At 68.2% G+C, this 13,809-nt stretch carries 16 protein-coding genes; 4 read left to right on the top strand and 12 right to left on the bottom strand.

Annotated features, from left to right (window positions below; all coding sequences use genetic code 11):
* Positions 1-50 precede the first annotated feature (50 nt).
* From glcF to BW991_RS13030, 5 genes are read right to left on the bottom strand one after another with little or no spacing between them, the layout of a single operon-like run.
* Positions 51-1,295, bottom strand: coding sequence for a glycolate oxidase subunit GlcF (gene glcF, locus BW991_RS13050; protein ID WP_076602554.1), 1,245 nt, complete (start codon positions 1,293-1,295; stop codon positions 51-53).
* A 2-nt stretch (positions 1,296-1,297) separates the two neighbouring features.
* A complete protein-coding gene (gene glcE, locus BW991_RS13045; protein ID WP_076602553.1) occupies positions 1,298-2,371 on the bottom strand; it encodes a glycolate oxidase subunit GlcE in 1,074 nt (357 codons plus the stop codon).
* Entirely contained in the window at positions 2,368-2,550 is a 183-nt protein-coding gene (locus tag BW991_RS13040) for a hypothetical protein (RefSeq protein ID WP_076602552.1), read from the bottom strand. Before BW991_RS13040 ends, glcE begins: the two co-directional genes overlap by 4 nt.
* A complete protein-coding gene (locus tag BW991_RS13035) occupies positions 2,550-4,061 on the bottom strand; it encodes an FAD-linked oxidase C-terminal domain-containing protein (protein WP_076602551.1) in 1,512 nt (503 codons plus the stop codon). Before BW991_RS13035 ends, BW991_RS13040 begins: the two co-directional genes overlap by 1 nt.
* Positions 4,058-4,879 carry a FadR/GntR family transcriptional regulator gene (locus BW991_RS13030; protein ID WP_076602550.1) on the bottom strand — a complete coding sequence of 274 codons (822 nt, stop codon included), beginning with the start codon at positions 4,877-4,879 and terminating at the stop codon, positions 4,058-4,060. Before BW991_RS13030 ends, BW991_RS13035 begins: the two co-directional genes overlap by 4 nt.
* Before the next feature lie 206 nt (positions 4,880-5,085).
* Between BW991_RS13030 and rplU the strand changes: the two genes are divergently transcribed.
* The 4 genes from rplU (at position 5,086) to proB (ending at position 8,135) form a co-directional block, all read left to right on the top strand.
* On the top strand, positions 5,086-5,397 hold the full coding sequence (gene rplU / locus BW991_RS13025) for a 50S ribosomal protein L21 (RefSeq protein ID WP_076602549.1): 312 nt from the start codon (positions 5,086-5,088) through the stop codon (positions 5,395-5,397).
* Positions 5,398-5,419: 22 nt separating this feature from the next.
* On the top strand, positions 5,420-5,683 hold the full coding sequence (gene rpmA, locus BW991_RS13020) for a 50S ribosomal protein L27 (protein ID WP_076602548.1): 264 nt from the start codon (positions 5,420-5,422) through the stop codon (positions 5,681-5,683).
* 86 nt (positions 5,684-5,769) lie between these two features.
* Positions 5,770-6,957 carry an Obg family GTPase CgtA gene (cgtA, locus tag BW991_RS13015; protein ID WP_076602547.1) on the top strand — a complete coding sequence of 396 codons (1,188 nt, stop codon included), beginning with the start codon at positions 5,770-5,772 and terminating at the stop codon, positions 6,955-6,957.
* A gap of 62 nt (positions 6,958-7,019) precedes the next feature.
* Entirely contained in the window at positions 7,020-8,135 is a 1,116-nt protein-coding gene (gene proB, locus BW991_RS13010) for a glutamate 5-kinase (protein ID WP_076602729.1), read from the top strand.
* Positions 8,136-8,243: 108 nt separating this feature from the next.
* Here proB and BW991_RS13005 read toward each other — a convergent pair whose 3' ends face one another.
* Genes BW991_RS13005 through BW991_RS12975 form a run of 7 tightly spaced genes read right to left on the bottom strand, consistent with a single transcriptional unit; the run spans position 8,244 to position 13,802 of the window.
* Positions 8,244-8,831, bottom strand: coding sequence for a type II secretion system protein (locus tag BW991_RS13005; RefSeq protein WP_244551687.1), 588 nt, complete (start codon positions 8,829-8,831; stop codon positions 8,244-8,246).
* Entirely contained in the window at positions 8,818-9,201 is a 384-nt protein-coding gene (locus BW991_RS13000) for a type II secretion system protein (RefSeq protein WP_076602546.1), read from the bottom strand. The genes BW991_RS13005 and BW991_RS13000 overlap by 14 nt, the downstream gene beginning before the upstream one ends.
* A gap of 7 nt (positions 9,202-9,208) precedes the next feature.
* Positions 9,209-9,676 carry a type II secretion system protein gene (locus BW991_RS12995; protein ID WP_076602545.1) on the bottom strand — a complete coding sequence of 156 codons (468 nt, stop codon included), beginning with the start codon at positions 9,674-9,676 and terminating at the stop codon, positions 9,209-9,211.
* A gap of 7 nt (positions 9,677-9,683) precedes the next feature.
* Positions 9,684-12,041, bottom strand: coding sequence for a secretin N-terminal domain-containing protein (locus BW991_RS12990; RefSeq protein WP_076602544.1), 2,358 nt, complete (start codon positions 12,039-12,041; stop codon positions 9,684-9,686).
* A 53-nt stretch (positions 12,042-12,094) separates the two neighbouring features.
* Entirely contained in the window at positions 12,095-12,607 is a 513-nt protein-coding gene (locus tag BW991_RS12985) for a hypothetical protein (protein WP_076602543.1), read from the bottom strand.
* Positions 12,604-13,275: a hypothetical protein gene (locus BW991_RS12980; protein WP_139335934.1), complete on the bottom strand. Its 672-nt coding sequence runs from the start codon at positions 13,273-13,275 to the stop codon at positions 12,604-12,606. Before BW991_RS12980 ends, BW991_RS12985 begins: the two co-directional genes overlap by 4 nt.
* Positions 13,275-13,802 carry a hypothetical protein gene (locus tag BW991_RS12975; RefSeq protein ID WP_076602541.1) on the bottom strand — a complete coding sequence of 176 codons (528 nt, stop codon included), beginning with the start codon at positions 13,800-13,802 and terminating at the stop codon, positions 13,275-13,277. The genes BW991_RS12980 and BW991_RS12975 overlap by 1 nt, the downstream gene beginning before the upstream one ends.
* Positions 13,803-13,809 lie beyond the last annotated feature (7 nt).

Raw genomic sequence — 13,809 nt, 5'->3', positions numbered from 1 at the left:
AGGCCTGCGAAGCGAACCGGCGCACCCCGGACGGAGTGCGCCGCGAGTGCTCAGAGCGGGAAGCCGTTGAGCCGGCTATCGACCAGTTCGACCCAGTGCCGCACCGGCGTCATCGTACCGGCCTGAAGGTGGGTCATGCAGCCGATATTGGCCGAAGCGATCATCGCCGCCCCGCCCTCGCCCAGCGCCGCAAGCTTGTTCGCACGCAGCTGCTTGGAGAGTTCCGGCTGCAGCAGCGAGTAGGTGCCTGCCGAACCGCAGCACAGATGCCCATCGCGCACCGGCGTGAGCGTGAAGCCGGCCGTTGTCAGCAGGCTCTCGACCACCCCACGGATCTGTTGGCCGTGCTGCAGCGTGCAGGGCGACTGGAAGGCCACTGCGACGGCTTCGCCGCGCCGCGTCTTGAGCAATTCCTGCAGCTTCTCGCCCTCGGCCGCGACGATCTCGCTGACGTCGCGGGTCATGGCGGAAATGCGGGCTGCCTTCTCCGCATAGGCCGCATCCTGCGCCAGCAGGTGCCCATAGTCCTTGACCTGCACCCCGCAGCCCGAGGCCGTCATCACGATCGCCTCGACCTCGCCGCGCTCCACCGCCGGCCACCACGCGTCGATGTTGCGCCGCGCATCGTCGCGACCGCCTTCCTGGTCGTTGAGGTGGAAGCGCACGGCGCCGCAGCATCCGGCGCCGGGCTGTTCGACCAGCGAGATGCCGACGGCGTCGAGCACGCGCGCCGTCGCGGCGTTGATCGACGGCGCCATCGCGGGCTGTGCGCAGCCCGCCAGCGCGATCATGCGCCGGGCATGGCGCGGCTTCGGCCACGGTCCGCCGGGACGCACGTCGGGCACCTTCTCCTTCAATGCATCGGGCAGCAAGCCGCGCACCGCGCGGCCGGCCTTCATCGCGACGCCGAACACCTGGGCGCGCGGCACGAACTCGCGCAACGCCCAGCGCTTGGCCGCCTCCGCGCCGCTGCGCGGTACGCGCTGCTCGACGATATGGCGACCGATGTCGGCGAGACGGCTGTATTGCACGCCCGACGGACAGGTCGATTCGCAGGAGCGGCAGGTCAGGCAGCGGTCGAGATGCAGCCGCGTCTTCTCGGTGACGTCATGACCTTCGAGCAGCTGCTTGATCAGGTAGATGCGCCCGCGCGGCCCGTCGAGCTCGTCGCCGAGGAGCTGGTAAGTCGGACAGGTCGCGGTACAGAAGCCGCAATGCACGCACGCGCGCAGGATCGCCTCGGCCTCGCGCCCTTCCGGCGTGTCCTTGATGAAATCGGCAAGTTGGGTCTGCATGTTCAGATTCCGTCGTAGAGGCGGCCGGGATTGAAGATCCCGGCCGGATCGAAGGCCTGCTTGAGGCGGCGCTGGATCGCCATCACCGGAGCAGGGAGCGGCTGGAAGACCTCGCCCGCACGGTCCGCCCCGCGGAAGGCCGTCGCATGGCCGCCCAATGCGGCGACACGCTCGCGGATCGCCGCCGCGGGCGCATCCGAGCGCAGCCAGCGCAACGCACCGCCCCATTCGATCAGCTGTTTGCCCGGGAGCTTCACCGGCGCGGCCGAACTCGGCAGCGACAGACGCCACAGCACCTCGCCCGGCGCCGCATCCGCGAAGAACCCGTCAGTCTGTTCGCGGACGCCCTGCCACAGGGCGTCCGCCGCTTCGTCCGCCAGCACCTCGCCGCCCAGCTTGCGCTCGGCCGCACGCACCGCCGCCTCGGCGCCCGACAGGCGCAGTTGCAGCACACCGTCCGCCCAGACCGAAGCCGAGACCGGCAGCGGCTGCCCGCCCCAGTCGTTGAGACGATCGATCGCCTCCTTCTCGCCGATCGCGAAGCGCAAGGTGGTCTCCGCGACCGGTCGCGGCAGCACCTTCAGCGACACGTCGAGGATGACGCCCAGCGTCCCGAGGCTGCCCGCGATGGCGCGCGACACATCGTAGCCGGCGACGTTCTTCATCACCTGGCCGCCGAAGGAGAGCACCTCACCGCGTCCGTCGAGAACGCGCACGCCGAGGACGAAGTCGCGCAGCGCCCCGGCCGTCGCACGCCGCGGGCCGGACAGTCCGGCCGCCACGCAGCCGCCGACCGTCGCGCCGGCGCCGAAATGCGGCGGCTCGAACGCGAGCATCTGTCCGCTGCCGGCGACCAGCGCCTCGAGTTCCGCGAGCGGCGTGCCCGCCCGCACGGTTACGACCAGTTCGGTCGGCTCGTAGCTGACGACGCCCGCATGACCGCGGGTATCGAATACCTCGCCGACCGGGGTGCGTCCATAGAAGTCCTTGGTCCCGCCCCCGCGTACCTGCAGTGCCGTTCCCGCCGCGGCGGCGGCACACACCCGCTCGCGCCACTGTTCAGTCAAATCGCTCATTCGTTCTCCGCCTTGTTCCCTGCCCTGTCCTTTGTGCCACGCCCCGCCTGCGCCCGCGTCTTCGGCGTGCCCGGTTTCCGGTCGTACCGCTCGGCAATCGCCCGCAACGCGAGCCACGAGCCGATCAGCGACACGACCGGCACCGCTACCAGAAGAAACTGGATCCAGCCCCGATCCATCAGAAACGGGGGATATCCGGATACGGGACATGCCCGTTGCTCACACGCATGCGTCCATATTCGGCGCAACGGTTGAGCGTCGGGATCGCCTTGCCCGGATTGAGCAGCGCACGCGGATCGAATGCGCCCTTCACGCGGAAGAACATCGTCAGCTCCGGCCGTGTGAACTGGCTGCACATCTGGTTGATCTTTTCGATGCCGACCCCGTGCTCGCCGGTGATCGTGCCGCCCAACGCGACCGACAGTTCGAGGATGTCCGCGCCGAAGGCCTCCGCACGCTCGAGTTCACCTTCCTGGTTCGCATCGAACAGGATCAGCGGGTGCAGGTTGCCGTCGCCGGCATGGAACACGTTGATGCAGCGCAGGCCGTGCTTGCCCTCCATCTCCTGGATCGCGGTGAGCATCTCGCCCAGGCGCTTACGCGGAATCGTCCCGTCCATGCAGTAGTAGTCGGGCGAGATGCGTCCGGCCGCCGGGAAGGCCGCCTTGCGGCCGGCCCAGAACTTCATGCGCTCGGCTTCGTCGCGCGACACGCGGATCTCGGTCGCGCCGCTGCGCTCCAGCACCGCGCGTACGCGCTCGATCTCCTCGGCCACCTCCTCGGGCGTGCCGTCCGACTCGCACAACAGGATCGCCTTCGCGTCGAGCGGATAGCCCGCGCGCACGAACTGCTCGACCGCCGCAGTCGCGGGCTGGTCCATCATCTCGAGGCCGGCGGGGATGATGCCGGCGGCGATGATCTCGGCCACCGCCTCGCCCGCCTTGATGACGTCGTCGAAGGCCGCCAGCACGCACTGCGCGAGCTGCGGCTTGGGCGTGAGCTTGACGGTCACTTCGGTGACGACCTCGAGCATGCCCTCGGAGCCGATCACCAGCGCCAGCAGGTCGTAGCCCGGCGCATCGAGGCCATGGTTGCCGATCTCTACGATCTCGCCGTCGATGGTGACGCCGCGCACGCGCAGCACGTTATGTACCGTCAGGCCATATTTCAGGCAATGCACACCACCCGAGTTCTCCGCGACGTTGCCGCCGATCGTGCACGCGATCTGCGACGACGGGTCCGGCGCGTAATACAGCCCATGCGGCGAAGCCGCCTCGGAGATCGCGAGATTGCGCACCCCCGGCTGCACGACCGCCGTGCGCGCATGCGGATCCAGATGCAGGATGCGGTTGAAGCGCGCCAGCGACAGCACGACACCGAACGCGTGCGGCAACGCACCGCCCGACAGGCCGGTACCCGCGCCGCGCGCGACGACGGGCACGCCCATCTCGCTGCACACCTTCAGCACCGCGACCACCTGCTCCTCGGTCGTCGGCAGCGCCACCACCATCGGCATCTGCCGATACGCCGACAGGCCGTCGCATTCGTACGGACGCAGCTCCTCCGCGTCGTACATCAGCGCGCCCGCGGGCAGCACCCGCGCCAGCGCCTCCACCACGCGAGCCTTGTCGACGGCAGAGAAGTCCGCCTCCTGCTCGCCCAGGACCACCGGGTCCGTCGCACTATTCATCGCCCCTCCTCCACGCCGTGCAATTCCTCGTTGCGCGCGTCCACCGCGCGCTCCCTCTTCATCTCAAGCAGCGCGCCCCAGCGCCGCTCGTCCAGCCCGAGGCGCAGCACCGCTCCGGCGAGGTGCTCCGTCGCGGCCGCCCGTGCGGCCGCGGCATCGCCCGCCGCAATCGCCTCGAAGATCCGCACGTGCTCGGCCTGCGAATCGCGCGCCCGGCCGGAACGATGCCCCGCCTCGTTCCAGGTCGGCACACGCGAATCGGAAAACTGCTGCCCCATGAACGCCTGGAAACGCTCGATCTGCGGGTTATGCGTCGCCGCCGCGACCGCGACGTGAAAGGCGTCGTCGTCAGTGTGCGCGTCGGTGCCGGTCTCCAACGCGGCAGCCATGCGCTCCAGCGCCCCGCGCATACGCTCCAGCTCCTGCGGCGAGCGTCGCAGGGCAGCCAATTCGGCCGCGCCGGCCTCGACGAGGTAGCGCAACTCGAAGATGTCCGATATCTCGCGGTCGGAGACGGAGTTGTCCGCCGCCCCCTCGCCATTGCCGTCCCGCCGCAGCAACCGGAAGGTACCCTGCCCCGGCCGCGCCGCGACGTATGCGCCCGAACCCTGCCGCGTCATCACGCAGCCGTCGGCCTTCAGGCGCGAAATCGCCTCACGGATCACCGCCCGGCTCACGCCGAAGCGCTCGCACAAGACCTTCTCGGTCGGCAGCAGCGCGCCCGCCTTCAGCCCCTGCTCGCTGATCCAGGCTTCGAGCTGACCTGCGACGACGACGCTCAGCCGCGGTCCGCGCCGCGATCCCTCACTTGCCACCATTTACCCGGCCGCCCCAAAGTTGTCTGACAACATCCGAATCATAGATCCACATCGACCCGATGTCAGCATTGGGGAATACCCGCATCCGGCGGCACACCGGGCGATGTTCCGTCGCATGCGCCTAAGCGCTGATTTTCTTGACTATTCCCGGCCTCGTCGTATAAAGTGCGCGATTCCTTTGCAAACCCATCAACTGGAGCAACACCATGTACGCGGTGATAAAAACCGGCGGCAAGCAGTATCGCGTCGTCGCCGGCGAAAAGATCAAGGTAGAACAGATACCGGCAGACGTGGGCTCCGAAATCACCATCGACCAGGTTCTCATGGTCGGCGAGGGCGAGTCGGTCAAGATCGGCACCCCGGTGGTTTCCGGCGCCGCAGTGAAGGCCACCGTGGTTTCCCACGGCCGTCACGACAAGGTCAAGATTTTCAAGATGCGCCGCCGCAAGCACTACCAGAAGCATCAGGGCCATCGCCAGAACTACACCGAGCTTCGCATCGAAGCGATCTCGGCCTGATTAGCCAAGGAGGTAATTCGTCATGGCACACAAAAAAGCTGGCGGTAGTTCCCGTAACGGCCGCGACTCGGAATCGAAACGACTTGGCGTCAAGCGCTACGGCGGCCAGTTCGTGCTCGCAGGCAACATCATCGTTCGCCAGCGCGGCACCGAATACCACCCGGGCGAGAACGTCGGCATCGGCAAGGACCACACGCTGTTCGCGCTGAAGAACGGCACCGTGCAGTTCACCGTGAAGGGCGCCTCGCGTCGCCGCACGGTCGTGATCGTGCCCGAAGCCGCCTGAGTTCCGGCATCAAGGTTCGAAAAGCCCTATCCTTGCGGTAGGGCTTTTTTGTTTTTGCCATAAGCACAACTCGGCACAGAGCACCCATGAAGTTCATTGACGAAGCGCGCATCGAGGCAATCGCCGGCGACGGCGGCAACGGTTCGGCCTCCTTCCGCCGCGAAAAATTCATCCCGCGCGGCGGTCCCGACGGCGGCGATGGCGGCCGCGGCGGCAGCATCTTTGCGGTGGCCGACCGCAACCTCAACACGCTGATCGACTTCCGCTACACGCGCATGCACCGCGCCGAGCGCGGCGAAAACGGCGGCAACAAGGACTGCTACGGCAAGAGCGGCGAGGACATCACCCTGCGCATGCCGGTCGGCACCGTGATCACCGACTACGAGACCGGCGAACTCATCGCCGACCTCGACGTCGATGGCAAGCGCGCGCTGATCGCCCGCGGCGGCAAGGGCGGCCTCGGCAACCTGCACTTCAAGTCGAGCGTGAACCGCGCGCCGCGCAAGCGCACGCTCGGCGAGGAAGGCGAGCGCCGCATGCTGCGCCTGGAACTCAAGGTGCTCGCCGACGTCGGTCTGCTGGGCATGCCCAACGCCGGCAAGTCGACCTTCATCCGCGCCGTTTCGGCCGCCAAGCCGAAGGTCGCCGACTACCCCTTCACGACGCTCGCGCCCAACCTCGGCGTCGTGCGTACCGACGAGAACCGCAGCTTCGTCATCGCCGACATCCCCGGCCTGATCGAGGGTGCGGCCGAAGGTGCCGGCCTCGGCCACCAGTTCCTGCGCCATCTGCAGCGCACCCGCGTGCTGCTGCATCTCGTCGACCTCGCACCCTTCGATCCGGAGGCCGATCCGGTGCAAGACGCGAAGGCGATCGTCGAGGAACTGCGCAAGTACGACGATTCGCTCTACAACAAGCCACGCTGGCTTGCCCTCAACAAGCTGGACCTGATCCCCGAGGACGAGCGCGCCGAACGCGTCGCCGCCTTCCTCGAGGCCTATGGCCCGGTGGAACGCCACTTCGAGATTTCCGCCCTCACCGGCGACGGCTGCCGTCCGCTGATCTTCGCGATCCAGGACTTCCTCGATGCCGACCGCGCCCAGGCCGAAGCCGAGCGTGCAGCCCGCGCCGCCGAGGAAGCCCGGCTCGCCGCGGAAGCGGAGGCCCGCGTCGAGGCGGCCTATCAGGCCCGCCTGCAGACGATCCTCGCCGAAGAAGAGAATGAGAAAGAGGACGAAGACGATGAGGACCACCCGGAGAAATCCGGCAGCTGATCCCGACTCCGGCCTCGCGCCGGATCTTCCTCCCCGTTAGCCCACGCTTGCCGTCACAGATCATGCGAAACAAGATCCGCAACGCGCGCCGCCTGGTGGTCAAGGTCGGCAGCGCCCTCGTCACCAACAACGGCGCCGGCCTCGACAAGGCAGCGATGGCGGACTGGGCGCGCCAGTTCGCCGCCCTGCGCGACTCCGGCAAGCAGGTCCTGCTGGTATCCTCGGGCGCCATCGCAGCCGGCATGCAGCGCCTGGGCTGGACGAAGCGCCCGCACGAGATGCACAAGCTGCAGGCTGCGGCGGCGGTCGGCCAGATGGGGCTCGTCCAAGCCTATGAGGACGCCTTCTCGCGCCATGGCATCCGCACCGCGCAGATCCTGCTCACGCACGACGACCTCGCCGACCGCAAGCGCTACCTGAACGCGCGCTCGACCCTGACGACGCTGCTCGAACTCGGCGTCGTGCCGATCATCAACGAGAACGACACCATCGTCACCGACGAGATCAAGTTCGGCGACAACGACACCCTGGGGGCTCTGGTCGCGAACCTCATCGAAGCCGATGCGCTGGTCATCCTCACCGACCAGAAGGGCCTCTACACCGCGGACCCGCGCCAGGATCCGGCGGCGACGCTGGTAGCCGAGGGGCGTGCCGAAGACCGCGCCTACGAGGCGATGGCAGGCGGCGCCGGTACCGGCATCAGCAAGGGCGGCATGATCACGAAGATCCGCGCAGCCCAGCGTGCCGCCCGCAGCGGGGCCCACACCTGCATCGCCAGCGGCCACGAGGCCGACGCGCTCGTGCGCCTCGGCAAGGGCGAGCCGCTGGGGACCCTGCTCTACGCCACCAGCTCGCCGCTGCAGGCGCGCAAGCAGTGGCTCGCCGACCACCTGCAGCTCGCAGGCGACCTCGTCATCGACGACGGCGCGGCGTCGGCGCTGCGCAGCGGACGCAGCCTGCTGCCGGTCGGCGTGATCGAGGTGCGCGGCGACTTCGAGCGCGGCTCGGCAGTCGCCTGCCGTACACCGTCCGGCGAGGAGATCGGCCGCGGGCTGGTCAACTACAGCAGCACGGAATGTCGTCGCGTGGCGCGCAAACCCAGCAGCGAGATCGAGTCCTTGCTCGGCTACATCGACGAGCCGGAACTGATCCACCGCGACAACCTGGTGTTGCGCTAGGTCTTGGGGCCCCAACGAAGCGGCGTTCGGGCCGAGGCTGTCGGAGCGCTGCGTTTGCCCTTCGACGGGCTCAGGGCAAACGGTGCAATCTGCTCGCTGTCTTGACAGCTACTCCGCTGACGGCGGTACGGCTGCACCGCCTCCCGCGCGGGGCGCAGTCGCCGCCGCCGTGCCGCCGCCCGCCTCGAGCGGCCTGAACACCCACTCCGCATAGCTTTTGACCTCCCCGGTGAGCCCGCCCAGCTCCTTGGGCAGGTCGTGCTGCCTGATCGGCACGCCTTGGGCGAGGCTGTAGACTCCCGAGATTCGGCCACCCGCCTTTTCGAGCCCCCAAACGGGCCGCCCCGTGAAAGGATCGCGGTAGATCCGGCGCAGATGCCTGACGAGCACCGGACCGCGTCGATCCTCGACGAGCTGCTGCAGGCTTTCGGGCAGGCTTTGATCCGCGCCGGCCTTCACATAGCTCGACAACGCGTGCGAGAACTCCACGCCGATCACCAGCAGTTCGGCCTCGCGGTCGCGCTGTGCCGCCTGGTGCCAGACCAGTCCGGTCTGCGCCACCAGCAGGCCGAGCCCCGCGACAATGAACAACACGAGCAGGTAGGTGTAACCGGACTGCGGCGCCCCGACTGCACGGGGCGCAGCAGTCGTGCCGTCAGTACGCGCACGGTCGCGCGCGAGCTCACCACTCGGCAAAGCGCGTCCCGTCCTTTGCCGCGCCGTCGGCCCCGCTGTGCAGGTCCCACACCCCCGCCTCATCCTCGCCCGGAGGCGGCACAAGCAGCCACGAATCGCTGCGCTCCGTGAGCGGATCTACGGGAACCCTGCGCAGGTAGCGCTTCGTCACGAGGGTGTCGAGGTCGGGTGGCCACTTGCCGATGTCCGAGTGGTAGCGGTCGATCGCGTCGCGCACGACGGACAGCGTCTGGCGCAGCGACGCCTCGCGGCTGCGATCAAGGTGATCGAAATAGCGCGGCGCCGCGATCGACATCAGGGTCGCGATGATGGCCAGGACCACCAGCAGCTCTATGAGCGTGAAGCCGGTGGCCACCTTCCCGATCTTCATGCCGCCGCTACCATTCACGATATGGCACGCCATTGAGTCCGGTGCGGGTCGATTTCGAATAGACGTCATACACATCCTTGCCCTCCGCCGGCTCGTCGGGCGGGCTCGCATAGCTGCGCAGCCCCCACGTCGCCGCCGCAGGCACGGTCGGATCGGGATGGAAGGGATCCCGCGGCAGGCGACGCAGGAAGTAGATGCGCTTGCCCGCGGGCGTGCTGACGTCCGGTACGCCATTTACGAGGGACGCAAGATCCGGCGGGTAGCCCGATGCATCGACGCGCTGCTCGATTCGCGCCTCGGTGTACGCTGCCTTGTAGGCGTCCAGCCCGGCACGGATCTGGCGCAGGGCGATGCGCAGCTCGGATTCCCGTTCGCGCTGTGCCGCCAGTTCGGCGAGCGGCATCGCCCCGGCCGCGAGGATTCCGATGATGGCCACCGTCACGACCAGCTCGATCAGGGTGAATCCGCGCACCACCTGGCTCTCACTCGACGATGCGCACCGCGCCTCCGGCCGACAGCGGCACGGTCTCCTCGCCGGTCTCGCGCCGCAGTTTCATGCCGGTCGCGACGAGCGTCGCGGCGCCGGATGCGTCAGGCTTGCTGCGCAGGCGCAGCGGCACCTCGGCCTTGCCGTCGCTGAGGGTCACGGGCAACTGGACCGACCCCGGCGTCGTCGCCCCGTCCATGTCCAGACGATTGGCATCGTAGGCGATCGTGACCTCCGCACTGGTCGCTCCCGCGGCCCCGGTCACACGCATCACGACATTCAACGGTTCTCCGCGACGAGCCGATTCGGGAACGATCAGCACGACTTCGGGCGCCTCCTGTTCCTCCTTGGCCTCCGGCGCCTCAACTGCAGCCGGGCGCTCCTCGGGAACCGGGCGCGGCAGCGCGGCGGGAACAGCTGGCGCGGCGGCCGCCCGCGAGTCACCGACCAGCCCCAGGCTGCGCGGCGCGGTCGGACCGATGCGCAGCGGCTCGGCACCGATGTTCGATTCCGTACCTGCGGGCATTTCGGCCAGCAGCGCGACGGGAGGCAGCACGTTGCGCACAATTCGCGGCGTGATCAGCAGGGCGATCTCGGACTTGTTGTTGCTGTCGCGCTGAGCCGAGAACAGCCTGCCGACCACCGGCAGATTGCCCAGGCCGGGCAGGCGTTGTGCCGAGGAGCGCTCCTCGTCGTTGATCAACCCCGCGAGCACCTGCGTCTCCCCATTCCTCAGGCGTAGCGACGTCGATGCGCTGCGCGAACCGACCTGGTAGGCCAGCGAACTGGAGGGGCCTGGCACCTCCTTGACGATGCTGCTCACCTCCAGGCTGAGCTTGATTCCGACCTCGTCGTCGCGATAAATGGACGGTTCCACCTCCAGCTTCAAACCGACATCGAGGTAGGACACCGAGGCCGACACGCCGACGTTGGCTGTCGAGGTCGTCGTGAACACCGGCAGCTTGTCGCCGATATGGACTTTCGCCTTGTCGCGGTTGCGCACGCGGATGCGCGGGTTTGCGAGCATGCGCGAATCGCCGTCCTCGCTGCGCAGGCGCAGCACCGCGCCGGGATTGGCGATGAAGGGCACGAGATCCTTGCGGTTGTGACGCAGGTCGATGTTGCCATCGAGCAGTTTGCCGCCCAGCTGCGTCGTGCCCGGAACCGGAACCCCGTTCACGAACCCGACTGTACTCGGCACGTCGGGCGTCAGCAGCCCGTAACCGATCTGATCCGGGAAATCGATCCCGAGGTCCAGCAGCTTGTTGCGGCTGACCTCCAGCACCTCCAGCTCCAGCATCACCTCCGGCTCGGGCACGTCCAGCGTCGCGACCAGCCGCTCGGCCATGCGCACCGCCTCGGGCGTGTCCTTCATCACGAGCAGGTTGAGCTTCTCGTCGATGAACACGTCGCGACTCTTCACCAGCTGCTTGATCAGCGTCTGCGCCGCCTTCGCTTCCGCGTTGGCGAGGTAGAAGCTGCGCGTCACCAGCTCGACGTGCTCGCGCTGCTTGGCGGTCGTCACCGGATAGATCAGGACGGTATTGGCATTCAGCAGCTTGCGTTCGATGCCCTGCGTCGCCGACAACAGGCGCAACACCTCGTCGACCGAGTTCTCACGCACGAACAGCGTCACGCGGCTGTCGGCGCGCACGTCCTTGTCGAACACGAAATTGAGCCCGCTCGCGCGCGACAGCGCCTCGAACACAACGCGCAGCGGCGAATCGCGGAACTCCAGCGTCACCGGCCTGGCCATCGCCCCCTGCAGGGATTCGGCGCGCGGCTTGCTCGTGCGTTCGGCACGTTCATCCAGTTCCAGCACCAGCTCGCGCGCCACCCGGTCCCCGGGCGCCTCGGCATACACGCCACGCGCGATACGTCCGGCTGTCGACGTGTCGCCAGCCGCCAGCGCGGCCCTTGCCTGCCCCAGCCGCTCGGCGCGGCGGCGCGCACGTTCGACGTCCTCGAGTCCGAGCCGCGCCCGGGCGTTTTCCGGGTCGATCTTCTGCACGTCGCGGTACAGCGACGCCGCCTCGTCCAGCTTCCCCGCCCCATGCGTCTTCTCTGCCACACTGAGCTTCTCGGTTACGACCTGATCGCGCTGGCGCACGTAATAGCTGCGCAATTCGAGGTCTTCGGGGTCCTTCTTCACGGCCTGCTCGAGCCGCAACAGCGCCCCAACCCTATCGCCGGCGGCGAAATCGCGCCGGCTCTGCTCCAGCGCCGCATTGGTCGCGCACGCCGCGAGAAGAAGGACCGAAAGTGCCGGGAGCAGGATTCTCCGCAGCGCCCCTGCGAGCGGGAATTCGTTCTGCGCCGGAGCAACGCGGCATGCCGGACCGCAGACGCGCATCGAGCGAAAAACCTGGCAATCCCTGTATCGCGATAAGGTCGAAGTCTTCTTTTTCATGGATTCTGGCGATTGAGAGTCTGCAATTTCTTGAGCGGCAAATAAGTGAATTCGACCGCGGACGGGGTAATGCGCTCGACACGGTAACGGCCGGCAATTTCCTCTCCCGGACGCGCCAGGCGGACCTGCGTACCCTCGAGCAGGAACACGGCCCTGCCCTGCGCGTCGTCGATCGCGCCGACATAGCGGAACGGCAGCGGCGGCGCCTGCGGCGCGGCGGGGGCCATCGATACGGATGGCGGCGGTGGCGGAGCAAAACTGACGATACGTGCCAGAGGATCGGCAAGCTCGGGCCACGGCGCCCGCTCTGCATCGAGTATGGCCAGACCTCCCCCCGATGACGCCGGCACTTCGGCCGATGCCCCCTGCCCGGAGGCGGACTGCGGCCGGGCTGCGCGCTCGACGGGCTGCACGACCGCGAGCTCGCCCGCATCCTCATTCACCGCCCACCAGCTCGCGGCCAGCGTTGCCAGCAGGACGGCGGCCAGGAGAACGTGGCGCCCTGTCATGAGCGTCCCCGCAGATAGAGTTGCAGGCGGATATCCGCCTCCACCGTCGCCGCATCGCTCGTGTCGCGCTTGAGACTCACCGACTCCAGCGCGATTTCGGGCATTTCCCGCAGCAGCGCGCCGAGCCAGACGTAGAGCGCCTCCGCCTCGGCCTGCACGGGAATCGTGAGGCTGACGAGGGTCAGCGGCGTGCCGGCCACGGCGGTGCTGCCGTAGTCGGTACGCTGCACACGGATGCCATGCGCCGCACCGTGTTCATTCAGGCGACGCAGGCTGTCGGGCAGCGCGCTTAGCGGCGGAAAACGCGCGGAAAAGGCCGCGACGCGGGTGCGCTCGTCGGCGCCCGGGGGCGGCGCGCTTGCGTTGCGCTCCATCCGCCCCTGCTCCTCGGTCAGCGCGGCGGCGCGCCGATCGTTGTCCGCACCGCCGGCATATCCGCCCAGCACGGCCACCGCCAGCAGAACGACGCCGAACGCGCCGGGAAAACCGGCATTCATCGCGAGACGTCCGATGTATTCCCTGACAAGGCGGAACGACGACCCGCCGCTACGCGGCGGGCTTCCCTGCGGCGCAGCCACCCCGGCAGCCTCGCCACCGCCCGTTGCAGGCACAATCGCCACCACGCGAAGGAGGCACCAGTACCGCATCAAAAGGCCAGCGCCGGGCATCACGGACGTCCGCTCCATTTCGCATTCACGGTAAATCGCACCGCATCCCTGGCACCGACTTGCACCCATTCGTAATTCGCCAACTGCGCTTCGCGTATCCCCTGAACCGCCCCGAGTCGCGCCACGAATTCGAACATTTCCGCCAGCGAACGGGCCTGCCCCGCGACCGCGATCCTGCCCCGCGTCTGATCGGCCTGCAGGCTAAGCCATGTGACACCCTCGCCCTGGGCACCCGCCACACCCCCGAGCATGGCCCCCCAGTCCGCGTTGAGGCGTGCCGCAACACCGCGCAGCGCCTTCGCTTCCTCGCTGCCCACCGGGTTGCCCTGCGCTGCGGCCAGGGGCTGTGCGCGCCGCGCCGCCTCGTGCGCACGCGTTTGCGCCGCCTCGCGCGCATCGATTTCGGCGCTTGCACGACGGTACTCCGCAAACTGGAGCGCACAGGCGAGAAGACCGGCCACGAGCAGTCCCCACCCCGCGGCGCTCACGCGTCGGCGCGTTTGCAGAAAATCGAGATCGACCGGCAACGGAACC

The organism is Aromatoleum tolulyticum (genome assembly GCF_900156155.1).
GTDB classification, from domain to species: Bacteria; Pseudomonadota; Gammaproteobacteria; order Burkholderiales; family Rhodocyclaceae; genus Aromatoleum; species Aromatoleum tolulyticum.
Note: the sequence above shows the minus strand (reverse complement) of the source record. Positions and strands in the feature narration are given on the sequence as shown.